The sequence below is a fragment of the Streptomyces sp. NPDC006510 genome, from assembly GCF_040611955.1.
Taxonomy (GTDB): domain Bacteria; phylum Actinomycetota; class Actinomycetes; order Streptomycetales; family Streptomycetaceae; genus Streptomyces.
Map to the genome: position 1 here is coordinate 1 of NZ_JBEXPH010000059.1, position 26,370 is coordinate 26,370.

Here is a 26,370-nt window from a genome sequence, read left to right on the forward strand (position 1 = left end):
CATCCGCATACCTCACACACCACGGAATACAGCCATTACGGCGAACGCGTCAGGGACTTCGAGAAGGTTCACCCCAACGGGCCGAAGTCAGTAACAGCGGCGTACAGCGGGCCGGTGAGCTCGACACCCATCGCAAGGAACTCCTCGACGAGGAGGGGATGGTGTGGGAACCGGGGAGAGACGAGGCATGGGAGGCGAAACTTGCCGCGCTCCGGTCCTTCCGCCGGGGCCGACGCCACCGGATCACCCTCGAACAACGCAACGCCCTCACCGAGCTCGGGATGGAATGGGCGTGACACCGGCCGTGGCCGGTCGTTGAACCGGCAGGACAGACGTCACGTCATGTCACACAGAGACCCTGGGCGTTGGCTCTCGGGGTCTCATGCTGTCTGCGTCGTGGGTACGGGCGTCATCGTACAGCGGCAGGTCTGGCAGGCCCGCCCGGTCGGGGCAAGGCTGGCCGTGTGCGCCGAGCAGGCGGGCTGGAGGGCAAGGCGCGCGGCGCACCATGTGCTCATCCTGTCGGCGCCCTTGGGTGCAGGTGTTGGTGCGCGGCGTGTTCCTGTTCCATGGCGCGGTGCAGGTGCCACAGGGTCACCGTGGGAAGCAGGCCGCCGAGCCGGGCAGCCGCCCTCAAATCCTCCACAGCACCGGTCAGAAGGATCCTGGCGACGTGCCCGGGCTCGCCGGTCCGAGCAGGAATATCAGCAGCGGCCGTTTCGAAGAGATCGGCCAGCTCGGAAATACCCGGATCCTCCGGCACCTCCCTGCCCCACTCCGCCGCCGCGTCACCGACGCTGAGCAACACGGCGGCCACGCCTCTCCGCCAGACGCAAGGAAACATCCCCGTTGATCACAGAGACATCGTCCCCCACCACCCGAACACGAGAACACAAAACCGCCAGCAGACGATGGTCCGATCCAGGGCGGGCCATTTGAACCCCAGCCGAGGACTCTCACTTCTTCGTGACATCGCTGCGTTCACGAGGACGAGGAGTGTGGCGGGCGCCCGTTCATTCGGCACTCCGGGGCGTGGTCTTGGGCGCCTCGGCACCTGCGATGGCGTCGGGGTTCAGCTCCTCGACCAGGCGGTACAGCACCTCGTGAAGGGCCTTCTTGTCGTCCGGTGAGAGCGGCAAGGTCGTCTTGGACTCGACCCGACGCGAGATCGACTCGGCTCGGGTTGCAGTGGCGCGCCCCTCGTCGGTGACGTACAGACACATGCTGCGGCGGCTGGTCGGGTGCGGCTCACGCAGCAGCAGCCCACGCTCGACGAGTTGGCTCACCGCAGCTCCCATCGACTGAGCCGTGATACCGGATCGGCGCGCGATGTCCGCCGCGGAAACTCCCGGCGTACGGACAGTCTGCGTCAGCGCGTTGTGCTGGGCGAGGGTGAGGTCCTCCGCGCGCAGCTCCCGCTCCAGCCGTCCGGCGACGATCTGCGAGAACTGCCAGGCGAGGTATCCGGTGGTGGGGAACGCTGCGTCGGTCACGGTCTCAGTTTAACGAGAATGCACCTTACTTTTTGCGGGCGTTGTGGCCCGGCCCACAAGGGAGTGGTCCCGGGCTTCACGCAGGCGTCACCGTCCCCGCGTACGACGCCTCCACCGGTGCGGGTGTCCCATGCCGCACCGCGACCGGTGGATTCCGTGGCCTGCTCGTGGCCGAATCACGGCCGCGGACAGGCAGGTCAGCCGATGGCTCGGCGGCGTGGGGCACGGGCGTCACGCCAGTAGAGCGTCGCGGCGGCGACCAGAATCCAGGCCGTCAGGACGACGATGCCGATGGTCAGGCCGTCGTTGTTGAAGTGGGACACGCCCTGAAGGGCTCGTACGCCGACTCCCACCGGAAGGATTTCGGAAAGCGGCTGCAGCCAGCCCGGCAGATAGGCGCTGGGCAGGGTGCCGCCGCTGGTGCTGTTGCCGAAGGTCAGCAGCACCACCGAGGCCAGCGACATCCCGGCCTTGCCGAACAGGCGCATGAACACCATGGTCGTACCGCCGACCGCTGCGGCCATCAGCGCGATGATTCCCGCGATGCCCAGGAAGGGGCCGGGCAGCGCGGCGAAGCCGAGGCTGCCGGCGATCAGCGCCACGATGATGCCGCCGAGGATACTGAAAGAGGCCAGGCTGGCCATCCGCCACCGGTACAGCAGACGGGGCGCCATCTGGTAGGTCATCATGCCGAACAGGAAGCCGGCCAGGACGACGCCGAAGCCGGCGTAGAACACCGACATGCTGCGTGTGTCACCGGCCGAGGCCGGGGCGACATCGCGCTGGCTCAGATGACCGCCGCTCGCCCGGGCGACACCGGCGAACGCGCCCGTGACAGTGGACGTCACGGACGGACCGTTGGCGCCCGCGTACAGCAACTCGGCGGATTTCCCGGCGCCCACCACGTAGGCGGCGTAGACAGTCCGGTCCTGTACCGCGCGGCGCGCCGCGTCCTCGTCGGCGTAGCCCTTCACCTCGAAACCTCCGGGCAGCCCACGCTCCAGACCCTGGGTGACCTGCGCAAGCTGGGCGGTCGTACCGACGACGGCGACCGGCAGGTCATGCGGCTTCGGCGCGTGGAACGCGGCCAGGAACACGCTGACGAAGATGGAGCCGATGGCCAGCACGATCACGACCGGCAGCAGGACGCCCTTCACTCCGCCGGCCCCCTGCTGAGGGGGCGCGGCGTCCACCGTCGGTGGATGGTGCGCGTGACGTGATTCGAGGGTGGTGGAGGGTGCGGACATTGCAGAGCGTCCTCGTTTTCTCGCTATAAGGTACCTTCCAATGATAGCTCAAACCGTAAGGCACCTTACTGTCTGGACGCGGTGGTTCCGCCGTCGACCCGCACCACGACCCCGGTCACGAACCGTGCGGCGGGTCCCCTGGACCTCGCGCCCGCTTCCGGCCAGGGCCGGGGTCACGTGCGCCGACGGGAGGTCCACCCGCCGCACCGAGCGGCGGCTGGGGCGTGTTGGGCCTGGCGTCGCAGCGCCTACCCAGTACGAGGAGTGGGAAGGGTGGCTCGTCGCGCCCCGGTCCTGGAATGAGGAACTGCCGGACGGTACGCCGGTCCGGCTGGAGGTGTGGCTCCCCAGGCCGGCGGTACGCGCTCGGCATCGATCCAGCACGGGCCAGAGCGCCCGTCGAAGGGGCTTCGAGTCAATCACACCGCGCGGGTGACGCTGACCCTGTCGCTGGGATGCCAGTCGTGGAGCATCTCGATCACGCCCTGCTCGTCGGGCAGAAGGCCGTGCTCCTCCCCGGTCCGTTCCGCGTCCGCTTCGCTCACGGCTATCACACAGTGGCCACACGACTTGCGTGCACGGGGGCTGGCCCGGGTCGCCTTCATCGAGCTCTCGGTCACCGACGAGCCGCTGGCTGACCGGCAGCGCTGCCACGCTCATCCGGTCGGCCTTTCACTGCATCAGAACAATCTGCCCAAGCAGGCCACCAAACCCGACCTCGTCGTCGAGACGAGCGGTATGTCGGCCGCCAAGGTGGCCGCGTTCGTGTGCCGTTGGCTCGACGAGGAGTATCTGGAGGTGTGACTGCGGGCTTACCGGCCACACCTTGTCTCCGATCGGTGCAGATCACAACCTGATCAGGCATGATCTGCTCTGTGAACGCGACAACGTATCGGCCCCGGGCCGGTTCATGCTTGCCGACGGGCCAGCCTGCGGCTCATGAGCATGGTCATCGACCACAGGACCATCCGCTCGTGGACGGCGGGCAGCGTCTCGTAGTCGCGTACCAGCCGGCGCGAGCGGAACAACCACGCGAACGTCCGCTCCACGCACCATCGCCTCGGCAGCACCACGAACCCCGATACGTCGTCCGAGCGTTTGACGATCTGCACGGTGAGCTGGAGCTTCTCCTTCGCCCAGACGACCAGGCGGCCCGCGTAGCCGCCGTCGGCCCACACCAGCATGATCTTCCTGTGACGGTCCCGCACGCGCTTCAGCAGCGGCGCGGCCGCGTGGCGGTCCTGGACGCTCGCGGTGGTCACCGTGACCGCGAGCAGCAGGCCGAGGCAGTCCACCACGATGTGGCGCTTGCGCCCCGGCACTTTCTTTCCCGCGTCGTATCCCCTTGAGGACGCGGGCACGGTGGCCGCGGCACGTACCGACTGCGAGTCGACGATGGCGGCGGTCGGCTCCGGATCGCGGCTGGCGTCCTCGCGCACCAGGCCGCGCAGCCGGTCGTGCAGTTCGGCCAGCAGCCCCGCGCGCCCCAGCGCCTGGCGAACGCGTAGACGCGGTCCCACACGGGGAAGTCGCCCGGCATAGCCCGCCATGTGATCCCGCCGGCGACCAGGTAGCGCATGGCATCCAACGTCTGACGGTGGCAGTAGCACTCCGGCTACCCGCCCTTGCCGTTCATCCACGCCGGAACCGGCATCGCGTCCCGCACGACCGCCCACTCCGCGTCCGACATGTCCGAGGGATACCGGGGCTCGCGGTCCGGATGGTCGCCCGCGTTCCCGAACCGGTGAGCGAGGCAATCACACGACCGGGCAACCGAGTTGGACTGTACCGGCACGGACCCGCAAGACTGCGACACGAGGGCCTCCTGTTTAGGTCGTTCGGACTTCGACAATCCCGAGCTGGACAGGAGGCCCCGCCTTCATGCACGCCGGATCCGAAGATCACGCGACCGAGTCACCGCACTCGAACTGGCGCCCAACAAGGTCGGTACGACAACGGCTTCTCAGACCGTGTCGCTTACGACCATGCTGCCGATCGGCCCGCGTGTCGCATACGCCAGGGACCAACCCGACGGTCCCGCCGCAGGCACCCCTCAGCGCCTGACCCAGTCCACCCCGCCCGACGCCACAGCCCCAACCGTTCATCGCACCGGCCCACAGGAACACGCTCCAACGCAGCTCGGGGGCGATCGCCCCCGAACTGGAAACCGGCCTGGCCTGTCGACTGGCAGCGCCACCACACCGCCCTGAGCCTCGTGGCCCCAGGGGGCGTGCACGGGGAGGTGGGGCCCGGGACGGTCGTCCACACCAGTCCGGCATCAGGAGCGCGGCAACATAGCGGCGGATCCCCGGTCACCGAACCCGGGGATCCGCCGCATCCTTATAGCTCCACCGCCACTCCCTGACCACCGCGTCGAAAGGCAGCACCACGGCAGCAACCCATAACGTCGCATCCCCGCCGCGCACGACCACGCCGGCCACCAGCGCGCTACGCCGCGGCGTAGCTGAGGCGGAACAGATCCTGGGCGCGCTCCAGATCCCGCTCCGTGCGCAGCTGCAGCTCCAGATCGCCGGTGCCGTGGTGACCGAGCCCCGTGACATCCCGGGTGAAACCCGCAACGAGGTCGACCTCCTTCGGGTCCGCTCTGAGGTAGACGAGGAGCTTGGTCTGCTGCGGCGGACAGACGCAGGCAAAGTTCCGAAGCCGCTGGTAGGCCGCGTACTGCTTGCGCTGGACTCGGGTGACGCCTTCACCGAGGCCGAACAGAGTCTCGTCGACGGCCGCGGCCAGCTCAGCCATCGCCCCGTCCTGACGTCGGACTGCCGGCAGCCCGGCCGCGCGCCGGTGAACCCGCCGTGAAGCGGCCGAGGAGCCGGTGACCGACGCTACGGTCTCCAGGCCGATGTGGTCGCTGCCGTAATAGCGGTAGCGCACCAGGTCGATGCTGCGCCGGTGCTCGCGTACGGCGTGAGCGTCGTAGCGGGTGAAGTCGCCGGCCACGCAGATCCGTCGAGGTGCGCTCCACAGGATCTGGGATGCGGCCGTCACCCCGAGCCGGTCACGGACCAGACTCCGGAAGGCGTCCTTGTGATTCGTCAGCCAGGCCACGTAGTAGAGGCCCTGGTTGATCACGCCTGCGTCGGTGCCCCGCTTGTACTCGACGATCACGGGTGCACCGTTCTCGTCGAGGCCCAACGAGTCGATCCGCCCACCATCGGCACAGTCGATGACGTACTCGCTCGCAAGGAACGTGACGCCGAGCATCTTCTCCATGTGCGCCTCGACGAGGCCCTGTACATCCGCCTCGACCTCGGCAAGACGCGGCACGACCTCGGTCACACCGCTCTTCACGTTGAACAGCTTCAGTCCCACCACTCCCCTGCACGACCACGATGCCAGAGGGGAACCCCATAGAGCTCAGGGATATTTCCGACACCGAAATCCGTCGCGAGAAGGACAGAACCAGCAGACATGCACACACAGCACAGCGCGATGCAGAGCCCCAACTACAGCCCCACCCACATCCGTGCCACCTGGGGCGGGACCGGGAGCGTGGCGGAGGCATCCAAGGTGTTTGGATTCTCACGAGCAAAGGGCTACGACCTGGTTCGCCAGGGAAAGTTTCCGTGCCGCGTACTCCGCATCGGTCGCAGCACGCGGGTCGTCACCACGTCCCTGCTCCGGGTGCTCGAAAGCGGCGAGCCGGAGTACAGCAGTGCCCGCACCTGAGACTGCGCACCACCGCAACTCGCCACGCACGACCCCCCGCCGGAGCTCACCAGCGGGGGTTCTTCATGTCACAAAAGATCACTTCGGTGTCACGGACCAGGCGGACTCCGCTGAATGCAAGGCACCTGACCTGGACTTATGGGGCTTCCCTGGCCCAGATGGACGCCCTGAGACGGTTTCTACGACATGTGCCAGGTGGGACCGTCACGGCCCAGGGCGGGCAGCCGTCTCGCTATCAGTGGCCGGACGCAGCGCCTTCGAAGGGACGGGTACGCACAGGGCGGAGATCTTGGAGCCGAGATCACCCCTGGGATGCCGGCTGAGCGCCCGCTACAGTCACTCAGCGTGCCTGCGACAGCGCCAAGTTTCGTCTTCCGCCGTCCGTCACGGCGGCCCTCCTTGGGGAGAATCTGGGGAGGATCAGCGCTGCTGGGGAGCGTCTGGGGAGAATCGACTACATAAGACGGCACGCCCCTGAAAGACCCTGAAAGATTCATCTGCGCTGGTCAGAGGCGACTGAAGCTGCATCGCTCCAGGTCAGCGCCACCAGGCAGAGAACTTCAGGCCGAAGGTGCCCTGGAGACTGGGACAAGCAGTGAGCATGCCCTGAATCCTTGTCACTTGAACACGTGCAGACGCGCAGATAGCGCGCTCACGGACGAGCCGGGGGAAAATCTGCGGAGTTTGGAACCATGTCTCCATTGGCCTGACCATCGAGCAGACTGTCGATCGGGCAACGCGCCTCCGGCACGAAGTGGGCATAGTGGTCCAGCGTGATGGTTGCAGACGAGTGCCCCCAGCCACCTGGCCAGTGTCACCACGGACTCCCCACCCTCAAGGACGATCGAGGTGTACGTGTGCCTCAGCACATGGAAGCCATCCCTGCGCTCCGCCTGCCACTGCCGCGGCTTCGCACACTCGTATACCTCAAAGCCGCCCCGAAAGAGGTCGACCTCATCCCCGGCTTCACGGGGGACATGACGGGCATCGGCCACCACGGAACCTGCGACCTGGAGCTGCAACTGCGCAGGCAACGGCGTCCGCGATGGGGGTGGGTCCTGCGGTGAGTTCGAGGATGCGGCGGCGGATGCCGGGCTGGCGCACGAGTTCCGCGAGGACGGGGGCGATGTCGTCGCGGAGGACGTCGGCGTAGTCGATGGCCTGTCTGATGCGCTGCCGCTGCCCGGCTGCTTGGTGGCTCCGGTAACCAGCCGCGTTGGTCTCACACCGCGTGGCGACGGTTCGCCGATTACTGCGGAGAAGCACAGGAGGCAGCGGCTGGAGGGGGCGGACTGGTTGGGGGGCGTTGTTGACATAGGCGTACGGCGAGGAGTTGGGCGTTCCGGCCGTGGAGGGTTCCGGGTCGATGGTGGTGAAGCGGCGGTTGGCGGGGCATGGGTGTGGTCGCGTGGGTTCATCCGGCCGCCTATGTATGGGTTTCACGGTGCGGGGCCTGCCGGTGCGGGACCACGTGCCACCAACCATGGCCGGCTCCGCAGAAACCCGCCAGGCCTGACCGCAGGCGCGCGGAAGGGGAGAACACTACCCGCCCGATCCGCCCCGAATGCCGAAGTTCAACGCTGCGTAGTCAGCACCAAGTCAGCACGGGACAGGTGATCAGGGGTGCTGACATGCGGTTTCAGGTCAGCACCAAACCAGCACGGGAGTCAGCACCAGGGCACTAAACCATGCCTGATAGCGCAATCCTGACAGGCGCCTGCCGGCCTTCAATACGGTCCTCGAAGCAGTCTCGACGTGCCTGTCATAGTGGCCCCGCGCACACCCGGCCCGAGAACTATGGTGTCCCGCCACATGTGCCTCTGACCTGCCCATTCCTACGGTGTGGCGACACGAAACCGTCCCCGCCAACTGTCCGGAAGTGGTGTTCATGGCTGCCTCGGCATCCGCCCCGCCGACCACCCGCTCGCTCAAACGCATCGTCGCCGCAAGTCTCATCGGGACCACGATCGAGTGGTACGACTTCTTCCTGTACGGGTCAGCCGCCGCGCTGGTCTTCAACAAGCTGTTCTTCCCCGAGTCCGAGCCGCTCGTCGGTACGCTCCTGTCCTTCCTCACCTACGCGGTCGGCTTCGCCGCCCGGCCGCTCGGTGCCCTGGTGTTCGGGCACTACGGCGACCGGCTCGGCCGCAAGAAGCTGCTGGTGCTCAGTCTGTTGATGATGGGCGGGGCGACGTTCGCCATCGGGCTGCTGCCGACGCATGCCACGGTCGGCGCCGCCGCTCCCGTGCTGCTCACCGTGCTGCGGCTGGTGCAGGGCTTCGCGCTCGGGGGCGAGTGGGGCGGGGCGGTGCTGCTGGTGTCGGAGCACGGGGACGCCGAGCGGCGCGGTTTCTGGGCCTCCTGGCCACAGACGGGTGCGCCGGCCGGGCAGTTGCTCGCCACCGGGGTGCTGTCCGCGCTCACCGCGCTGATGTCGGAATCCGCCTTCGGGGCGTGGGGCTGGCGAATCCCCTTCCTGCTCTCCGGTGTCCTGGTGCTCATCGGTCTGTGGATTCGTCTCTCTGTCGATGAATCACCGGTCTTCAAGGCTGCGCTGGCGCAGGCCGAGGAGCGCAGGTCCGCTGCCGGTGCGACGGAGAAGATGCCGCTCGTCGCCGTACTGCGGCACCACTGGCGCGATGTGCTGATCGCCATGGGCGCCAGGATGGCGGAGAACATCAGCTACTACGTCATCACGGCGTTCGTCCTCGTCTACGCGACCACGGCGGCGGATCTGAGCAAGCAGACCGCGCTCAACGCGGTGCTCATCGCCTCGGCCGTCCACTTCGCGGTCATTCCGATGTGGGGCGCGCTGTCGGACCGGGTCGGGCGCAGGCCGGTCTATCTGGTCGGCGCGATCGGTGTCGGGCTGTGGACGTTCCCGTTCTTCGCGCTGATCGACACACGTAACTTCGGAAGCCTGCTGCTCGCCGTCACCGTCGGGCTGTTCTTCCACGGTGCGATGTACGCGCCGCAGGCGGCCTTCTTCTCGGAGATGTTCGCGACCCGGATGCGGTACTCGGGCGCGTCGATCGGCGCGCAGTTCTCGTCGGTCGCGGCCGGTGCTCCGGCGCCGCTCATCGCCACCGCGCTGCTCGCGGACTTCGACAGCTCGGTACCCATCTCGCTGTACGTCATCGCCGCGGCGCTCATCACGCTGCTCGCGGTCGGGTGTGCCAAGGAGACCAGGCACCGGGACCTGACGGACATCGAGGGGACCGCGGCCGGGCAGGACGCGTCCGACACGGTGCCGGCCGACGCCCGTACCGTCTGAACGCTGTCCGCCGGGCGGGCCGGGAGACCGGACCCGTCCGGCGGACAGCGGTTCTCACTGCCGGGCGGTGGGTTCGAACCAGGTGGGTTCGTCGGTCATGGACTGCTTGATCCTGAAGAGCGCGAACTCGTTCAGCGGCGGCAGCGCGTCCACCGGGAACCAGCCCACCTCCAGCGACTCGTCGTCGTTGACTCGCGCCTCGCCGCCGGTCGCCCGGCAGCGGAAGGTGACGTCGAGGTACTGGCAGCGATCGCCGTTCGCGTACTCCACGGGCTCCAGGGCCTGGGTGAGCACCACCCGCTCCGCGACGCAGTGCACGGCGGTCTCTTCGTACACCTCGCGCTCCGCCGTTGTCGCCGGCTGCTCGCCCGGCTCGCAGATGCCGCCGATGACCGACCATTTACCGGTGTCGGAACGGCGTCCGAGCAGCACTCTGCCCTCGTCGTCGAAGACGATGGCGGTGACGCCCGGCAGCAGGAGCAGTTGCTGGCCCGCGGTGGCGCGGATCTCGCGGATGAAATCAGGAGTTGCCATGGACCGACCCTACGTGGCGTGCCGGGATTTCATCGGCTGCGCCGGCTCCGTACCGAACGGACGGTGACCAGGCCGAGCCCGGCCACGGCGATCAGCACGAGCACCCCTTCGGGGAGCGTGCCCATCCGGGTCGCGGGGGTGAGCGAGGACCTCAGCGGCACCTCGTCCACGAGCGCGTCCGGGGTGAACAGCTTCGTCTTCTCGACGATCTTCCCGTCCGGGCGGATGACGGCGCTGACCCCGCTGGTGACGGGGACGACGACGGACCGGCTGTGCTCGACCGCCCGCACCCTGGACATGGCCAGCTGCTGATAGGTCATCTCGCTGCGGCCGAAGGTGGCGTTGTTGCTGGGTACGGCGATCAACTGGCCACCGTGCGTGACGGTGTCCCGTACGGCGTCGTCGAACGCGGCCTCGTAGCAGGTCACGAGCCCCACGTTCGTCCCCGCCAGGTCGAAGACGCCGACCTTCTTCCCGGGGCCGAAGTCACGCTGCACCCGGTCCACGTCCGAGCTGAAGATCCGTGCGACGGAACGCATCGGCATGTACTCGCCGAACGGCTGGATGTGGCGCTTGTCGTACGTGTCGACGGGGCCCCTCTTCGGGTCCCACTGGATCAGGGTGTTGCGCAGATTCCCGCTGTCGGGATCGACCACCGCGCCGATCACGGTGGGCACTCCGATCGCCTTCACCGCGTCGTCTATCACGATCCGGGCGTCGGCGTTCCGGTACGGGTCGAGGTCGGAGGAGTTCTCCGGCCACAGAACGAAGTCGGGCTGCGGGACCTTGCCCTCCTTCACCTCCTGGGCGAGCTGCTCCGTGCGGCGCACATGGTTGTCCAGGACGGCACGGCGCTGGGAGTTGAAGTCGAGTCCGAGCCGGGGCACGTTGCCCTGGATCGCGGCGACGGTCGCGGTGCCGTCCTCGGCCGAGTCGTCGACGAGGGGCAGCGCGGCGAACGCGCCGGCGACGGGCACCAGGACGGTCGCGGCCGCGGCGGCGACGGCCGCCCGTGGCAGCGTGCCCGTACGTCGGTGGGCACGGAACTGACGCACTGCTTCGCAGAGACCGAAGCCGCACAGCACCACCGCGAAGGAGAGCAGTGGCGTGCCGCCCACGGCCGCGAGCGGCAGGAACACACTGTCCGCCTGTCCGAATGCGATCTTCCCCCACGGGAAGCCGCCGAACGGCACCCTGGCCCGGACCGCCTCGTCGAGTGCCCAGACCGCGGCTGCCCACAGCGGCCAGCAGGCGAGGCGGCTGACGGCGGCGATCCCGATGCAGCCGACCGCGATGAACAGCGCCTCGGCGGCGGCGAGGGCCAGCCACGGCACCGGGCCGACCTCCTCGCCGGTCCAGTGCAGCAGCGGCAGCATGAAGCCCAGTCCGGCGAGGAGGCCCAGTCCGAACCCGGCGCGGAGCCGTTGCCGGTGCAGCACCCAGCCGAGCAGGGCGAAACCGGGCAGAACCAGCCACCACAGGGGACGCGGCGGGAAGCTCAGATACAGCAGTACACCCGCGATCACGGCGGCGGCGGGCCGTACCAGGCGTCGGTCCCGGGACACGGAGGATGAGGCCGGCTGCGCGGCTTCGACTGGGGTGATGGTGGCGCTCACCCGGCGGAGTCTACGGTGGTCGGCTGTGTGCCCGGCAGCCCCGCCCGCGTGGTGGCACCCTTCGTACCGGATCGTTCGGTCGCTTTCCCGTACAGATCCGGTCGCTGCCGTCAGATCCGGCCGCTGCCGTCCCGGTCAGGCTCCGGCCGTAGCCCCGGTCGCCGTCAGGTGCAGGCGCTCGCGGATGAACCGTACGCCCGCCTCCGCGTCGTCGACCGTGATGGTGAACGTCCTGCCGTCACCGAGCCGGAGCACCAGGCCCTCGCCCCTGCGGACCACCACGGCCGTGCCCTGCTCGGGGCGCCAGCGGTAGCCCCAGCCGCCCCATTGGCGCGGGGTGACCTCGGGTGCGAACTCGACGCCCACCACCTGGGTGAGCAGAATCCGGCGGCGCGGCAGACCCACGTGGCCGCAGCGCACCTCCAGGGCGTCCCCGTCGATCCTGACCGCGACATTCACGAAGGCGAGGGTGCCGAACAGCATGAGCAGTCCGGCGGCGACACAGCCGATCACGGACATCAGCAGCGGGGCGATCCCGGAGGTCCAGTTGGACGTGACGGCCAGCTGGATGCCCAGTGCCAGACAGGCCGCGCCCGCGGCCGCGAGTACCCACTGGGCCCGGTTGGTGGCCCGGCCGATCCAGACGGCGGAGTGGGGGTCGGCTCCGGTGTGTCGGGGTTTTCGGGAGTGGTCCCTCATGTCAAGCAGCGTACTTAGGTTTCCGCATGCCGGGGATGGGTCGAACGGCCTCCGCAGGGTCAGCGGGCCGGGCTGACGGCCCCCAGCAGTTGCCCCTCGGCGTAGGCCAGAGCGGCCTTCGGCAGGTCCGCGGGGCGGCCGCTGAGAAGCACGGCCAGAGAGGCGGACGGTTCGGCCGACGGAGCGGGTTCGGCACCGATCCGGCGCAGTGCCTGGGCGGCGACGGCGCCCGCGGAACCGTGCAGCGCGACGGGCGGCAGACCGGGCTGCTGCACGGCGTCGCGAATGCGTTCGGCGACCAGTTCGTAGTGGGTGCAGCCCAGGACCACGGCCCGGACATCGCACGGGGTGCGGGCAGCGGCTGCGGCGATCGCCAGGTCGATCGCGGTCTCGTCCGCGTTCTGCACGGCGTCGGCGAGACCCGGGCAGGGGACCTCGGTGACATCGACGGAGCGCGCGAATTCACCGATGAGTCCGCGCTGGTACGGGCTGCCCGTGGTGGCGGGCGTGGCCCAGATCGCGACGGGGCCGCCGCCGGCCACGGACGGCTTGATGGCGGGGACGGTGCCGATGACCGGCAGCGTGGGTTCGAGCGCGGCGCGGAGCGCCGGCAGGGCGTGCACGGAGGCCGTGTTGCAGGCGACGATCAGTGCGTCCGGCCGGTGGGCGGCGGCAGCGCGGGCCACGTCGAGCGCGTGGGCGGTCACGTACTCGGGCGTACGCGGTCCCCAAGGCATGCCGTCGGGGTCGGAGGAGAGCACCAGATCGGCGTCCGGCCTCAGCCGGCGTACCGCGGCCGCTGCCGCGAGCAGGCCGATTCCTGAGTCCATGAGCGCGATCTTCACCCGGTCACCATAGTCGACCACCCTTGCGGTTCCGCCCCGGTGGGGCAGACTGCGGCGAATGAGTGCCGTTGCCTGGATCGCCGTGGGTTCGCTGGCCGCATGGGTGTGGCTGCTGCTGGGACAAGGGTTCTTCTGGCGGACCGACCAGCGGCTGCCCCCTCGAAAGGCCCTCGATCGATGGCCGTCCGTCGCGATCGTGGTGCCCGCACGTGACGAGGCCGACATGCTGCCGGTGAGTCTGCCGTCGCTGCTGGCGCAGGACTATCCGGGGAGAGCGGAGATCTTCCTCGTCGACGACTGCAGCAAGGACGGGACCGGGGACGTCGCCCGTGCGCTGTCCGTACGGTACGGAGGACTGCCGGTGACGGTGGTTTCGCCGGGTGAGCCCGAGCCGGGCTGGACGGGCAAGCTCTGGGCGGTGCGGCACGGGATCTCGCTGGCGCGGACCAGGGAGCCGGAGTATCTGCTGCTGACGGACGCGGACATCGCGCACGAGCCGGACAGTCTGCGGGAGCTGGTCGCCGCTGCCGTGCCGGGCGGCTTCGACCTGGTCTCGCAGATGGCCCGGCTGCGGGTGTCGAGCCTCTGGGAGCGGCTGGTCGTACCGGCCTTCGTGTACTTCTTCTCGCAGCTCTATCCGTTCCGGTGGGTGAACCGGGCGGGTGCGCGGACGGCCGCGGCGGCCGGTGGCTGTGTGCTGCTGCGGACGGAGGCGGCGGAGCGGGCGCGGGTGCCGGAGTCGATCCGGCAGGCGGTGATCGACGACGTGTCGCTGGCGCGGGCGGTGCAGCGCGGCGGCGGGCGGATCTGGCTGGGGCTCGCCGAGCGGGTGGACAGCGTACGGCCGTATCCGCGGCTGGGGGATCTGTGGCGGATGGTGTCGCGGAGCGCGTACGCCCAGTTGCGGCACAGTCCGCCGCTGCTGCTGGGGACGGTGCTGGGGCTCGCACTGGTCTATCTCGCGCCGCCGGTCGCGCTCGCCACCGGGCTGCTGACCGGTGACCCGGTCGCGGCGTGGGCGGGCGGGATGGCGTGGGCGGTGATGACCGGGACGTACCTGCCGATGCTGGGCTACTACCGGCAGCCGCTGTGGCCGGCGCCGCTGCTGCCGTTCACCGCGGCGCTCTATCTGCTGATGACGGTCGATTCGGCGGTGCAGCACTACCGGGGCCGCGGCGCGGCCTGGAAGGGGCGTACCTACGCCCGTCCCGAGGCCGCGCCGGACCGGTGAGCGGAGCCGGCGGTGGGCCGATGGCTGCAGGGCCGGCCGGACCGCCGGGGGGTTATTTGCGGCCGGGCGTCCAGTTCATGCCCCACCCGTAGGCGTAGTCGATGGTGCGCTGCGGGCTCACTCCGCGCTCGGGGACGAGATAGCGGGCCTCGCGCTGCACCGTGAGGTCTCCCCCGTTGTTGGTCAGGAGCGCCAGTGCGCAGACGGTGGACGGGACGGTGCATTCGTCGAGCGAGAAGTCGATCGGCGCGCCGTGCTGCGGCTGGAGAGTGACGGTCGCATGAAGATCGGCGAAACTCCGGGCGCCTTCATAGATGGTGACGAAGATCAGGACGCGCCGGAGCTTGTTCTTGTGGTCGAGGTTGACGGTGAGGTTCTCGCCGGTGGCGACGGCGCCGGTGCGGTCGTCTCCGTCGAGATGGATATAGGGAGGGTGCTGGAGTGCGCCGAACGCGTTTCCCAGTGCCTGCACGACTCCCTTGCGGCCATCGGTCAGTTCGTAGAGAGCGCAGAGATCAAGATCGAGGTCCGAGTGGTTGGCGACCGCCCTGCCGAGTTTGCTTCCCCAGCCCTTGAACTGTTTGCGCACTTCCCAGTTGAGATTGACGCGAAGCGCTCCCGAAGTGCCGCCCTGCTTGGCGAGGGAGACCGATGGCGCGTGCTTGGTGAGTGTCACCTTGGACAGGCGGACGGGCGCAGTGGCAGGGGGTGCGGAAGGTACCGGCGGTGCCATCGGAGGTGCGGGCGGGGCCGGTTGCCGGTGGTCAACCCGTGTTGCACTCTGGGGCTGTTGAGGCGTTTGGGGTTGGTGATACGGCTGGGTCTGCTGGGGCTGCTGTGGTTCATCGACGGAAATTCCGAAGTCGGTGGCGAGACCTTCGAGGCCGGTGTCGTATCCCTGGCCGACGGCGCGGAATTTCCAGGCGCCCTGGCGTCGGTAGAGCTCCCCGAGGATGAACGCGGTCTCGATCGTCGCGTCCGCACTGTCGAAGCGCGCGATCTCCCTGCCGCTCGCCGCGTCCGTGATCCGTACGTACAGCCCGGTCACCCGGCCGAACGTGCCGCCGTCCGCGGAGGCTGCCAGGACCACGCGGTCGATGGCCGACTCGACGCGCGCCAGGTCGACCGCGAGGTTGTCCGTCATCCCGTCACCGGCGGTCCGCTTGCCCTCGTGGCGCACCGCGCCGGATGCGTGGGAGGGCTGGTTGTAGAAGACGAAGTCGGCGTCGCTGCGCACCTTTCCCGACACGAGAAGGAGCGCCGAGCCATCCACGTCCGGTGTCCCCGGGGAGGTGCGCCACCCCAATTCGACCCGCACGGCCTGAGCCGCCACCGGAACATTGGCTCCTTTTAGCATGGTCATGCTCGCCCCCATCGCGAGTCCGGCTGCCCGAAAACTTTCCTCCGCCAACCTAATCCCCCAGGCCGCCACACGAGTCACAGACGTCCGGTCCGGTCCTCGGGATCGCCGGTAACCCGCGGTGAACTTGCCCTTTACACGATCTCGGCGCCTCCGGACGCCCCTTTTTCCCGAGTTCGCTCGCATTGAGGCAGGTCGACAGCGGATGCGTGGCATCCTCGGCTCGGGGTCCTCGGGCCTGCCGCTTCAGAGCTGCATTCAGCAGTCGCAGCTCCTCCTCGGTGAAGGCTTGCGGGCCCTTGACCCCGACGGTGCTGCCGTACAGCGGGGTGCCGTCGGCGTCCAGCTTGGTGCCCCGTTCCCGCCCGGCCGTCGTGGCGCGCTGCGCGTCAGGGGCGTCTGCCTCGGGTGCCGTCGGGATCACGCGGCAGTGGCGGTCTTCTCGCCCCGCCACTTGCGTACCGTGTTGACGCCGGCCTTCAGCTCGCGTGCGATCGCGGCATTGGCCGGCCCGTCGGCCGCAGCGAGGACGATCTGCGCCCGCAGAACCTGCCGTACCAGGGCGGTCACGGATGCTGCCGGCCGCAGCAGCCGCGCACGCACCGGTTCGGCAAGGTCCACCACAACCGCTCCCGGCATCGCCTGGGTTGCGCAGGACATGGGACTTCCTGGCTGAGCGGGGCCTGTGCTCCGGGGCTATGCGAGGGCTGCCGCGAGCGGGGAGAGAGGTTCGCGGCCCAGCAGATGACGCAGGTCACCGCCGGTGCGGGACATGAATCCGGCGGCAATGGCGGAGTAGGTGCTCACCAGCATCGGCACTTGGAACGGCTCGGCACCGGAGGCGGCGATGCGCGTGCGGGCCTGGGCGAGTGTCTCCGGCTGATAGGTGAAGTGCGGGCCATGAGCACGGGCCAGTTCGACGCCGCCGATGGCCTGCTCGCCGACGAGTTCATAGATGCGCCGCGCATGAGCGGGGGCCTCCACCGTCACACGCACCGCGGCGTCAGCCAGATCCGCCCGGGCAACGGCTGCCAGCCGGCCCTCGCCGAGCGCGGCAGTGATCCGCCCGTCCGCGGACGGCGCCGCCAGCCCGGCCAGCAACTCCGCGTAGAGGCCATTGCGCAGGATCGTCCATTCCAGCGTGCTCTCCTGGAGCCGACGCTCGGTCCAACGGTGCGGCAGGGCATAAGAAAGGTGATCGCCGTCGGCGGTCAGACTCGTATAGACGACATGACCCACACCGGCCTTCTCGGCAGCGTCAATGGCGGCACCATGCCGGGCTATGACGGTGTCGTCCTCGCCATAGCCCGCGGAGATCAACAGCAGCACATCCACACCCTCGAAGCCCGCGACGAGAGTGCCGGGATCGTCGAAGTCGATGCGGCGAACCGGCAGCGCAACCTCGGGCTGGCGAGGATCACGCGTTCCAAGGACAGTGTCGTCACGATCGGCCAGCCGCTCGGCAATCAGCGCGCCCAAGGCGCCGGCGGCTCCGGTAACCAGGATCATCAGAGTCTTCCCATTCCAGTAGGTTCTCTTCCGTAACCGGGATCATCCTGCGTGTTTGCACCAGGGAGCGTAAGGAGGCACTTCAATGTCAGTGGGGCACACAGGGGTAACCACCCCGCCTGTCGTCACTTGTGGCGACGAGCATGAGGACTGCGGGATCCGCGAGGTGCTCGACCGGATCGGAGACAAATGGTCGGTCCTGGTCGTCGTCGAACTGGCCCAGGGCATCCGCCGTTTCCGACAGCTGCAACGCGCCGTACCCGGTATCTCGCAACGGATGCTGACGCTCACCGTGCGTCGTTTGGAACGCGACGGTCTGATCACGCGGACCGTGCATCCGACGGTGCCTCCGCAGGTCGAGTACGAGCTCACGACGATGGGCCACAGCCTCACACATCTGGTGAAAGCCCTCGCGGACTGGTCGGCAGAGCACCGCGATGCCATCGCACGAGCACGCCAAGAATGGGATGTCGTACATCCCGACTCCGGAATCCGCTGACCGGACGGAGTTCAGTATCTTGCCGACTGTGACGAGGACACCCTGATCAACCCCCTCCACGAACTCCTATGGAGCAGCACAAGTGTCCTGAGTCCTGGAAAAGCTGCGTAATCAGGGTTGGGGTTCCGGTAGGCCTCACCCCTTGGGCGCAGCAGCGACGGCAGAGCCCTGCTGTACGCGATCGCAGTCGCGGGAGTGGATGCGGCCGGGGGAAGGAAAGCCGTCGCGTCGGGCGAGCACGGCAGTCAGCACGGAGGCAGCCAGCAGGGCGGAGGCCGTCCACGGCAGGGCCCGTGTCCCGGCGCCGTCCAGAACGGCGCCGCCGAGCAGGGAGCCGCCGGCCATGCCGATGTTCCAGCCGGTGACCCAGAGGGAGTTGGCCGTGTCGGCATCGAACGGGGCCGCCTTCACCCCCGCGGTCTGCGTCAGGGTCGGAATGCCGCCGTGCGTAACGCCCCAGAACACCGCACCGAGCACTACGGCCACGGTGCTGTGCCCGACCGCGCCGAATACCGCCAGGCACACAGCGGCCAATGCCAGCAGGCCGATCGTGGCGGCGCGCAGCCGGCGGTCGGCGGTGGCTCCGGCGATCCACACGCCTCCCATGGAGCCCAGCCCGAACAGGAACAGCACGGCGCCGGTGCCGACAGCCGGCCCCGCCTGTTCCACGAAGGGGGCGATGTAGGTGTAGAGCACGTAGAACCCGAGGACCATCAGGAGCGACGCGATGTTGATGGCAGGGATTCCGGGCGTACGGACTGTGCGCATCAGCCCGGAGCCGCGGTTCGCCGTCTCGCCGGGCAGCTGCGGAAGATGCCACAGTGCGGTGGCGGCCAGGGCCACGGCCAGCACGGTGAGCAGCCCGAAGGTGGCGCGCCAGCCGATGAGTCCGCCGAGCGCGGTGCCTGCAGGGATACCGAGCGACAGCCCGACGGTCATGCCGGCCAGCGCGGTGGCGATCGCCTTGCCGCTGCGCTGCGGGGCCAGCCGCGCGGCGTAGGCCGGGACCATGGCCCACAGCAGGCCGGCGAACACCCCGGAGACGACCCGCGCGGCAAGCGTCAGGGCGAAGCCGGTGGACATCGCCGTCACCACGTTGGTGGCGGCGAATCCGAGGAGCAGCGCCAGCAGCAGGGTGCGGCGGGGCAGGATCAGGGTCCAGGCGGTCATCGGGATCGCGGTGAGGGCCGCGGCCAGTGCGTAGACGGTGATCAGCAGCCCCGCACGCGCCTCGCTCACGCCCAGGTCGGCGCTCATCGCGGGCAGCAATCCGGCCGGCAGAGCCTCGGTGAGGATGGTGACGAACGCGGATCCGGCCAGCACCAGGAGCCCACCCAGGGACCAACTCGCGGTGGTGGACGGGGGGTTCGCAGAACGCGGAGAGTGAGTATCGGAGGTCATGCCCGGAGGCTAAAACCCTCACGTCTACGTGAGGGTCAAATCCGGGCCTCATCGCCCAGCCCTCACGCCTCCACGGTCGCGCGGGCCGCTTCCCGGGCGGCCCGCAGATAGGCGTCGACGGCATCGCGATTGCGGGTCAGGCACCGGATGCGGCTGTCGAGGTGCTCCCGCTCGGCGGCCACCTGGTCGAGCATTTGCGCACAGGGGACCTGCGGCAGCAGATCCGACGGGCCGTCGAGGTACGGCAGGATGTCGCGGATGATCCGGGTGGGCAGCCCGCACTCGATCAGCCCGCGGATCTGCCGGACCACCTCGTCGGCTCCGTCACAGAAGTCGCGGTAGCCGTTGCTGCCCCGGGCGGGCCGGATCAGCCCCTCCTCCTCGTAATAACGCAGCGCGCGCACGCTGACACCGGTCATCCGCGAGAGCTCGCCGATCTTCATGTGGCCCACCTCACAACGCCTGCCGTTGACCCTCACGTTCACGTGAGGGTTTTACGTTACTGCACCTGACCCCCCTGAAGGAAAGGCGCACACATGTCCGACCCGCGCATCACCGATCGCATCGACCCCCAGGTCCGCGAGGGCCTGCGGGGCCTGCACGCGCTGACCGGGCCCGGCGGTCTCATCAACTTCGACATCCCGCGCCAGCGCGAGCTGTACGAGGAGATGAACCGGGCAGCCCTCGCGGCGCTGCCGCCCAATGACCGAGTGCGGTACGAAGACCTCGCCGTGCCCGGCCCGGCCTACGGCCCGGAGGTGAACGTACGGATCTACCGCCCCACGGACAGCACGGACACCGCGCCCCTCCCGGGCATCCTGTACATCCACGGTGGCGGCATGATCACCGGCAGCATCCGGACCGACCACCGGCAGGTGCTGCCCCTCGTCGAAGCGGTCGACGCGGTGGTCGTCTCCGTCGAATACCGCCTGGCACCCGAACACCCCGACCCCGCCCCCGTCGAGGACTGCTACGCCGCACTGCTGTGGATGTCCCGCAACGCCTCCGCGCTCGGTATCGACCCCGGCAGACTGGCCCTCTACGGCGGCAGTGCGGGCGGCGGCCTGGCCGCCGGCGTCGCCCTGCTCGCCCGCGACCGCGGCGGCCCTCACCTGGCCTTCCAGATGCTGCCCTACCCGATGCTCGACGACCGCAACACGACACCGTCCAGCCACGAGATCACCGACATCGGCATCTGGGACCGCGCCGCCAACCTCCAGGGTTGGCAGTCCCTCCTGGGCGACAGGCTCGGCACCGACCACGTCAGCGCCTACGCCGCGCCCGCCCGGGCCGAGGACCTCAGCGGACTGCCGCCCACATACCTGGACGTCGGCGACCTCGACCTCTTCCGCGACGAAGACATCGCCTACGCCAACCGGCTCATGCAAGCGGGCGTCCCCGTCGAACTCCACGTCTACCCCGGCGGCATCCACGCCGGCGAACTGCTCGCCCCCGACGCCGAGCTCAGCACCCGCATCACCAACTACCGCATGACCGCACTCAACCGGGCCCTGAACCCGTCCCCGGGAGCGGACGGACACCTGTAGCCCAACCCATATCGGGTCGAGCCGCGCTCCGTACCGCCGTCGTGTCGGCGCTCTGCCCGCCCTCGGCGTACGTACTCCAAACCCTCCGGCCATACCCACGTCGACCGGCATCCCGGACGCTCGCAAGACGGCCACCGTATCGGCGGTCCCCCTTCTGCCTTCGGGCAGGAGGGGGCGCTTTTGTGCGTCCGGGGTCAGGATCTGCTCTCACCCAGCGCGGCACGCGGCCCGGTCCGGCACCCCCTGCCCGAGGAGTCCCCGGCGAGGCACCGGCCGGTCCCGGTGACTCTGGGGTGTCCACGCCGTCCTCGTACCCGGTCAGGCTTCGTGGATCACCGCTCCGAGGACGAGGACCCTCTCCTCGTGAAGCGCCGGGACAATGAGCCGGAGTCGGATTTCCCGGGCCTACAACCAAGCGCGTTCCTCGCGAGTCTTGATCTCGGCGGTCACATCCCGCCATAGATGATCAAGACTGAAGGAACGCATGAACCGACCCAGAGGCACGACGGCCTCCACTGCCGGCGCCGTCGTGCTCGCCACCGCGGGCGGCCTGCTCGCCGCGGCCACCCCTGCCTCCGCCGCCGTGACCTGCGCATCGCCCGTCTTCAAGCGGACGTTCTACGCGAACACCACGTTCTCCGGGACCCCCAAGGGCACGGACTGCGACTTGGTGATCGACCAGAACTGGGGCACCGGCGCACCCGGCTACAAGGGCATGCCCGCCAACGACTTCGGCGTCCGCTGGTCCATGACCCGCGACTTCGGCTCCGGCGGGCCCTTCACGTTCACCGTCTCCTCCCGCGACGGCATCCGCGTCTACCTCGACGGCATCCGCAAGGTCGACATGTGGAAGAACGTCGCCACCACCGTGTCCAAGACCGTCAATGTGACCATCCCGTCGGGCAAGCACAGTCTCCGCGTCGACTTCGTCAACTGGACCGGCGCTGCCAACGTCAAGTTCGCCTACAACCCCCGCACTTCGGCGACCGTCGACAAGGTCAAGCCGCTCGTCCCGACCGGGACCACCGTCACCTACAGCACGGCGACCACGTCCACGAAGATCAGCTGGGCCAGGAACAAGGAGATGGACCTCGCCGGGTACCGCGTGTACCGGCGGCTGAAGGGCACCTCCTACCCCGCGAAGCCGATCGCGACCACGACGTCCACCTCGTACACCGACACGACCGTCCCGAAGGACGGCAACGTCTACTACTACGAGGTCCGCGCCTACGACAAGGCCGGCAACGCCTCCTCGGGCACCGCCGACCTCGGCATCACCACCCTCGACCAGACCGCCCCCGCCGCTCCGAAGGGCGTCGAGGACAACTGGGCCATGGGCTATCCCGAGAAGATCACTCTCTACTGGGACAGCAACACGGAGTCCGACCTCGCCGGATACCGCGTGTACCGCTCGACGTCCACCCCGGTCGCCCTCACCACCGAGAACCTGCTGAACGGCGACAAGCTCTCGGGCGGTGGTTACAGCGGGCCCCTGCCGCAGACCGGCGACGTCTACTACTACGTCGTCACCGCCGTCGACACGCACGGCCACGAGTCGGCGGCCTCGGGTGCGGCGATGTACTACACCCGCGATCTGACGGGTCCGGTGGACACCGCCCTCAACGCGCGAGGCGCGGAGAGCGAGGCAGGCGTCACGCTGACCTGGGACGCCTCCGAGCGGACCAGCGACGACTTCGCGGGCTACTCGGTCTTCCGATCGCGCCAGCCGCGCACCGTCGCCGGGGCCCAGCGCGAGGAGGTCGGCAAGGGGGTGAAGGGCACCCGCTTCACCGATGCCGCCCCGCCGCCCGGCGTCACGTACTACTACGGGGTGGTCGCCCTGGACCACGCAGGAAATGGGGGCGCCCCGTCCGAGGAGGTCGCCGTCGCGGTCGCCGGCAACACGACCGCCCCCGCCGCGGTCACCGGCGTGACCGCGGCCCCGAAGGAGAACGGCGTCACCCTCTCCTGGAACGCGAGCAACGAGCCCGGTCTCGACCACTACCGCGTGCTGCGCGGCACCTTCGTCGACGGGAAGTGGACGTACGCCCCGGTGCAGGACCCCTGGACCCTGCGGCCGCGGGAGATCACGGAGACGACATTCCACGACGCGGTACCGGCCGACGGGCAGCAGGTGCGTTATGGCGTCGTCGCCGTCGACCAGTACGGCAACCAGCTCACCCCGGACACCGGCGCGACCGTCACCGACGTCACCGAGCTGGACCTCCGCCCGACCGCCCCGCCCGCGACCGGCGCACCACTCGCGAATCTCAGCACCTACCCGCACGGCGGGCTCGTGTGGGCCCTCTCCGGCGCCACGAACGAGAACGGCAGTGCGGTCTCCGGCTTCAACATCTACCGCTGGAACCCGCAGACCAAGACGTTCGACCTGATCGGCACCGAACCCGAGGACAACTCCAGCTCCGGCTCCTGGTACGACCGCACCCAGCCGACCGCCACCACGGTGTACTACCGCGTCACGGCCCTCTACGCGGACGGTACCGAGTCGGGCGCGACCGAAACCGTCGCCGTGACCGACTGAGCGAACCCACGCTGAGCGCACCCACGCGGTGGCGAAATCCACTGAGGGGACTGGATGCGGGCGGTTTACCGCGTTCAGCAGAAGACCCCCACCGAGTTGCGCGGTGGGGGTCTTGCCCGTGGTCCCGGCCTCCCCGCCGGGACAGCAGGGTGCGGGAGGCATGTGTCAGGCGCGCGCGGGGAGACACCCCTGCCCCTCCCATGTTCCGTACTCATCCGGGATGGTGGACTCTTTGTGGAATCCGGGATCGAGAAGACCCCCAACCGATCACGGCCGGGGGGTCAAGAACGGGCTCTCACCTGATAGTTGTCCTCGGTGAGGTCGTACGGCTCCCAACTCGTCGACAGCTGCACCGGCCGGCCGTCGGCGAGGAACTCGTACACGGTACGGGCGCACAGGTCGCCCTCGGCGATGCCGAGCCGCGCCGCGATCTCCGCCGGCGCCGGGACCTTCGCATCGGTCCGGCTCTCCCAAGCTCCTGCGCCCGGCGGACCACGTTCTCACCGACGCCGCACTCCCGGGCGATCCGGGAGCGCGGCGGAAGCCGGTCTCCCGGCGCCCACTCATGCTCCGCGATCCGCTGCCGGAGGACGTCGGCGATGCGGAGACAAGGCAGCCGCTCAGGCGTATGGAAAATCCAGTCCACTGGCTCTGATCCGATTGACCAGCTCTGCTGCCGCCGACTTGAGCCGGCGGTGGTCGTCGGGTCGGCATCAGACGAAGGAGCCGGAACGCGGCTGTCTATCCGTGATCGTCTGCGCTGTTGGCCCGGGTGGATCGGTCGAGGAGGCGGACGGCGAGGTCGATGGCGCGGTCCGTTCGTGCGCGGTCCCCGGAGACGAGGAGATCGAGCTGCAGGCCCCGTACCTGTGCGAGGACAAGGGTGGACAGAGCGGAGGCGTCCTCGGGCGGCCAGCCGTCCGCAGCGAGCCTGTTGGCGATGATCCCGATCCAGTCGTGGACGATCGACCGGGAGAGCTTCTCGTCTTCCCCGGACCTCTCCCCGTGATGGCCGACGAATTCGAAGAGCAGGCGGAACTGGCGCTGCTCCTGCGGCTCGCACAGCCGGCGCCACAGCGCCCTGACGAGTTCGGCCGTCGAGTGTGCCTCGCGGAGTTCCGCGTCCGACGTCAGCCATGCGGCCAGATCCGTGCGGACCTTCTCCGCGACGGCCAGGAGCAGCTCGTCCTTCGAGGAGAAGTGTCGTAGCAGTGTCGCGTGGGTGACGCCGAGCGCCTGTGCCACGGGGCGCAGGGACAGGCCGCTGATGCCGTGCTCAAGGATGTACTCGGTCGCCGCGGCCAGCAACTCGGGCCGCCGGTGCTGGAACCGGAGGGTGCGCCCGTCGACGTGGGATGAACTCATCGCCGCCTTGCCCTGTTCATGCGTTGATGGAGATTTAATAGTACCACTCGGTTGCACTAACCGAGTGGTACTGCTACTTTCCAGTCATCGCAGCCGGTCACTCCGGCCCCAGGACGAGCCCGCCCCGGCAAGTGGTGTCGGCTCGCCCACCCTCTCCTTCCGGATCCCCCGTTCACACTCGAAGGACGGCAATGACTGATCACAAGCGCATGACCCTGGTCGACCTCGGCCTCTTCACAGGGGTGCCGCAGCACGAGCACTTCTGCCGGATGAAGGACCTCCTCGACACTCGCGAGATGGCCCCCTCCGCACACCCTCACCTCTGGCCACGCGGTGAGGCGGCCCCGCTGCCGGAGAGCTTCGACTACGACGGCACCGCACGGGTGACCAAGGAGTTCCTGGCCCGCACCGACACGTCGGCACTGCTCGTGCTCGTCGACGGGGTCATCAGACACGAGAGCTACTTCCTGACCGGCGGCCCGGACGTGCAGTGGCTGTCCATGTCGGTCTCCAAGAGCTTCGTCTCCGCGCTCGTCGGCATAGCGGTCGACGAGGGGCACATCACGGGCATCGACGAGCCCATCAGCTCCTACGTGCCGGTGCGGCCCGGATCCGCGTACGACGGTGTGTCCATCAAGGACGTGCTCCAGATGTCCTCCGGCGCCCGGTGGAACGAGGACTACAACGACCCGGCCTCCGACATCTATCAGCTCACCGCCGCGACGGCGGGCATAGGCGGCACGCTCGACGACTTCGTCGCCCGCATGGTGCGCGAGACCGGGCCCGGCACGGTCTGCCGCTACAACTCCGGTGAGACCCAGATACTCGGCGCCCTGATAGCCCGGGCCACCGGCCGCCCGATGGCCGACTACATGCACGAGAAGCTGTGCGAGCCGCTCGGCATGACATCGGCGGGTCACTGGCTGGTGGACCCCGCGGGAACGGAACTCGCTTTCGGGGGGCTCAACCTGACCGCCCGCGACTTCGCCAGGCTCGGCGAGCTGTACCGCAACGGGGGTGTGTGGCAGGGCCGGCAGATCGTGCCCGCACAGTGGGTGCGCGACTCGGTCACCGCGACCGCGCCGCACCTGCAACCCGGCCGCCCCCTTGTCGGCGGCCAGCAAGCCGATGGGGTCGGCTACGGCTACCAGTGGTGGCTCCCGGCGGGAGACCGTGGCGAGTTCAGCGCGGTCGGCGTCTACAACCAGTTCGTCTACGTCGATCCGGTCAGCCGGACCACCATCGTGAAGCTCTCGGCCAGCCGCCTGTACGGGACGTCCCTGGACGAAGCCATCAGCGGCGAGGAGGAGACCATCGCCTTCCTGCGCGCGATCGCCCGGAACAGCCACTGACCCACGACTGAACGCGGGTGCTGTGCCGCGTGTGGGGGGAGCGGTTTTCCACGCGGTGCCCGGCGGGCTGAGGAGCGGCTTCCACGTACTCGAAGCGTCAAACGACCTGCTCGAATACCCTTTCCGCCCCGTCGCGTCTGCGCACCGGCGCGGCCACCCGCCATAT

Annotated in this window: 25 protein-coding genes and 3 pseudogenes; 10 read left to right on the forward strand and 18 right to left on the reverse strand. The window is 68.9% G+C overall.

Translation table 11 applies throughout. The annotated features are described in order from the left end of the window. Positions 1-296: pseudogene (locus ABZY11_RS19400) on the forward strand (hypothetical protein); the annotation flags it as partial. 218 nt (positions 297-514) lie between these two features. Here the strand turns inward: ABZY11_RS19400 and ABZY11_RS19405 are convergent. From ABZY11_RS19405 to ABZY11_RS19420, 4 genes are all read right to left on the reverse strand, one after another. Further along, the gene (locus ABZY11_RS19405; RefSeq protein WP_356480297.1) at positions 515-817 is read right to left on the reverse strand and encodes a hypothetical protein; all 303 of its coding nucleotides are present in this window, start codon (positions 815-817) and stop codon (positions 515-517) included. Between the two features lie 196 nt (positions 818-1,013). Next, entirely contained in the window at positions 1,014-1,493 is a 480-nt protein-coding gene (locus ABZY11_RS19410) for a MarR family transcriptional regulator (RefSeq protein ID WP_356480298.1), read from the reverse strand. Positions 1,494-1,690: 197 nt separating this feature from the next. Then, complete coding sequence (locus ABZY11_RS19415) at positions 1,691-2,740, reverse strand: ABC transporter permease (protein WP_356480299.1); 1,050 nt, start codon at positions 2,738-2,740, stop codon at positions 1,691-1,693. A gap of 419 nt (positions 2,741-3,159) precedes the next feature. Continuing rightward, positions 3,160-3,285, reverse strand: a complete 126-nt coding sequence (locus ABZY11_RS19420; RefSeq protein WP_356480300.1) for a hypothetical protein — start codon at positions 3,283-3,285, stop codon at positions 3,160-3,162. Between the two features lie 25 nt (positions 3,286-3,310). Between ABZY11_RS19420 and ABZY11_RS19425 the strand changes: the two genes are divergently transcribed. Further along, positions 3,311-3,544, forward strand: a complete 234-nt coding sequence (locus tag ABZY11_RS19425; protein WP_356480301.1) for a hypothetical protein — start codon at positions 3,311-3,313, stop codon at positions 3,542-3,544. A 104-nt stretch (positions 3,545-3,648) separates the two neighbouring features. On the opposite strand, the gene ABZY11_RS19430 is transcribed toward ABZY11_RS19425, so the two are convergent. The 3 genes and pseudogenes from ABZY11_RS19430 to ABZY11_RS19440 form a co-directional block, all read right to left on the reverse strand. Continuing rightward, positions 3,649-4,260 carry an IS5 family transposase gene (locus ABZY11_RS19430; protein WP_356480302.1) on the reverse strand — a complete coding sequence of 204 codons (612 nt, stop codon included), beginning with the start codon at positions 4,258-4,260 and terminating at the stop codon, positions 3,649-3,651. Positions 4,261-4,265: 5 nt separating this feature from the next. Beyond that, positions 4,266-4,319: pseudogene (locus ABZY11_RS19435) on the reverse strand (hypothetical protein); the annotation flags it as partial. Positions 4,320-5,188: 869 nt separating this feature from the next. Continuing rightward, a complete protein-coding gene (locus tag ABZY11_RS19440; RefSeq protein ID WP_356480303.1) occupies positions 5,189-6,076 on the reverse strand; it encodes a DUF5655 domain-containing protein in 888 nt (295 codons plus the stop codon). Between the two features lie 96 nt (positions 6,077-6,172). Here ABZY11_RS19440 and ABZY11_RS19445 point away from each other — a divergent pair, with 96 nt between their 5' ends. The 3 genes from ABZY11_RS19445 (at position 6,173) to ABZY11_RS19455 (ending at position 9,704) form a co-directional block, all read left to right on the forward strand. Beyond that, positions 6,173-6,430: a helix-turn-helix domain-containing protein gene (locus ABZY11_RS19445; protein WP_356480304.1), complete on the forward strand. Its 258-nt coding sequence runs from the start codon at positions 6,173-6,175 to the stop codon at positions 6,428-6,430. A gap of 869 nt (positions 6,431-7,299) precedes the next feature. Next, positions 7,300-7,497 carry a hypothetical protein gene (locus ABZY11_RS19450; RefSeq protein ID WP_317867307.1) on the forward strand — a complete coding sequence of 66 codons (198 nt, stop codon included), beginning with the start codon at positions 7,300-7,302 and terminating at the stop codon, positions 7,495-7,497. 821 nt (positions 7,498-8,318) lie between these two features. After that, the gene (locus ABZY11_RS19455) at positions 8,319-9,704 is read left to right on the forward strand and encodes an MFS transporter (protein WP_356480305.1); all 1,386 of its coding nucleotides are present in this window, start codon (positions 8,319-8,321) and stop codon (positions 9,702-9,704) included. Positions 9,705-9,758: 54 nt separating this feature from the next. Here ABZY11_RS19455 and ABZY11_RS19460 read toward each other — a convergent pair whose 3' ends face one another. The 4 genes from ABZY11_RS19460 to ABZY11_RS19475 all read right to left on the reverse strand — a co-directional run bounded on the left by ABZY11_RS19460 (position 9,759) and on the right by ABZY11_RS19475 (position 13,398). After that, on the reverse strand, positions 9,759-10,238 hold the full coding sequence (locus ABZY11_RS19460) for an NUDIX domain-containing protein (RefSeq protein WP_356480306.1): 480 nt from the start codon (positions 10,236-10,238) through the stop codon (positions 9,759-9,761). 29 nt (positions 10,239-10,267) lie between these two features. After that, positions 10,268-11,854 (reverse strand): apolipoprotein N-acyltransferase, encoded by a 1,587-nt coding sequence (gene lnt, locus ABZY11_RS19465; protein ID WP_356480307.1) that lies wholly within the window; start codon positions 11,852-11,854, stop codon positions 10,268-10,270. Between the two features lie 135 nt (positions 11,855-11,989). Beyond that, a complete protein-coding gene (locus ABZY11_RS19470) occupies positions 11,990-12,553 on the reverse strand; it encodes a hypothetical protein (protein ID WP_356480308.1) in 564 nt (187 codons plus the stop codon). A gap of 59 nt (positions 12,554-12,612) precedes the next feature. Then, positions 12,613-13,398 (reverse strand): aspartate/glutamate racemase family protein, encoded by a 786-nt coding sequence (locus ABZY11_RS19475; protein WP_356480309.1) that lies wholly within the window; start codon positions 13,396-13,398, stop codon positions 12,613-12,615. Between the two features lie 58 nt (positions 13,399-13,456). Between ABZY11_RS19475 and ABZY11_RS19480 the strand changes: the two genes are divergently transcribed. Beyond that, positions 13,457-14,629, forward strand: coding sequence for a glycosyltransferase (locus tag ABZY11_RS19480; protein WP_356480310.1), 1,173 nt, complete (start codon positions 13,457-13,459; stop codon positions 14,627-14,629). A 52-nt stretch (positions 14,630-14,681) separates the two neighbouring features. On the opposite strand, the gene ABZY11_RS19485 is transcribed toward ABZY11_RS19480, so the two are convergent. The 3 genes from ABZY11_RS19485 to ABZY11_RS19495 form a co-directional block, all read right to left on the reverse strand. Beyond that, the gene (locus ABZY11_RS19485; RefSeq protein ID WP_356480311.1) at positions 14,682-16,004 is read right to left on the reverse strand and encodes a TerD family protein; all 1,323 of its coding nucleotides are present in this window, start codon (positions 16,002-16,004) and stop codon (positions 14,682-14,684) included. A 405-nt stretch (positions 16,005-16,409) separates the two neighbouring features. Further along, entirely contained in the window at positions 16,410-16,649 is a 240-nt protein-coding gene (locus ABZY11_RS19490; RefSeq protein ID WP_356480312.1) for a hypothetical protein, read from the reverse strand. Positions 16,650-16,685: 36 nt separating this feature from the next. Further along, complete coding sequence (locus ABZY11_RS19495) at positions 16,686-17,498, reverse strand: NAD(P)H-binding protein (RefSeq protein ID WP_356480313.1); 813 nt, start codon at positions 17,496-17,498, stop codon at positions 16,686-16,688. A gap of 85 nt (positions 17,499-17,583) precedes the next feature. On the opposite strand from ABZY11_RS19495, the gene ABZY11_RS19500 reads away from it, so the two are divergent. Then, on the forward strand, positions 17,584-17,997 hold the full coding sequence (locus tag ABZY11_RS19500) for a helix-turn-helix domain-containing protein (RefSeq protein WP_356480314.1): 414 nt from the start codon (positions 17,584-17,586) through the stop codon (positions 17,995-17,997). 135 nt (positions 17,998-18,132) lie between these two features. On the opposite strand, the gene ABZY11_RS19505 is transcribed toward ABZY11_RS19500, so the two are convergent. Together ABZY11_RS19505 and ABZY11_RS19510 are read right to left on the reverse strand one after the other, a co-directional pair. After that, on the reverse strand, positions 18,133-19,398 hold the full coding sequence (locus tag ABZY11_RS19505) for an MFS transporter (protein WP_356480315.1): 1,266 nt from the start codon (positions 19,396-19,398) through the stop codon (positions 18,133-18,135). A 62-nt stretch (positions 19,399-19,460) separates the two neighbouring features. Beyond that, entirely contained in the window at positions 19,461-19,841 is a 381-nt protein-coding gene (locus tag ABZY11_RS19510) for a MerR family transcriptional regulator (protein ID WP_356480316.1), read from the reverse strand. A gap of 93 nt (positions 19,842-19,934) precedes the next feature. Between ABZY11_RS19510 and ABZY11_RS19515 the strand changes: the two genes are divergently transcribed. After that, entirely contained in the window at positions 19,935-20,945 is a 1,011-nt protein-coding gene (locus tag ABZY11_RS19515; protein WP_356480317.1) for an alpha/beta hydrolase, read from the forward strand. Positions 20,946-21,429: 484 nt separating this feature from the next. Then, a complete protein-coding gene (locus ABZY11_RS19520; protein WP_356480318.1) occupies positions 21,430-23,487 on the forward strand; it encodes a PA14 domain-containing protein in 2,058 nt (685 codons plus the stop codon). Between the two features lie 314 nt (positions 23,488-23,801). Here ABZY11_RS19520 and ABZY11_RS19525 read toward each other — a convergent pair. Continuing rightward, a pseudogene (locus tag ABZY11_RS19525) lies at positions 23,802-24,124 on the reverse strand (GntR family transcriptional regulator); the annotation flags it as partial. 104 nt (positions 24,125-24,228) lie between these two features. After that, the gene (locus tag ABZY11_RS19530; RefSeq protein WP_356480319.1) at positions 24,229-24,852 is read right to left on the reverse strand and encodes a TetR/AcrR family transcriptional regulator; all 624 of its coding nucleotides are present in this window, start codon (positions 24,850-24,852) and stop codon (positions 24,229-24,231) included. A 191-nt stretch (positions 24,853-25,043) separates the two neighbouring features. Between ABZY11_RS19530 and ABZY11_RS19535 the strand changes: the two genes are divergently transcribed. After that, a complete protein-coding gene (locus ABZY11_RS19535; protein ID WP_356480320.1) occupies positions 25,044-26,204 on the forward strand; it encodes a serine hydrolase in 1,161 nt (386 codons plus the stop codon). Positions 26,205-26,370 lie beyond the last annotated feature (166 nt).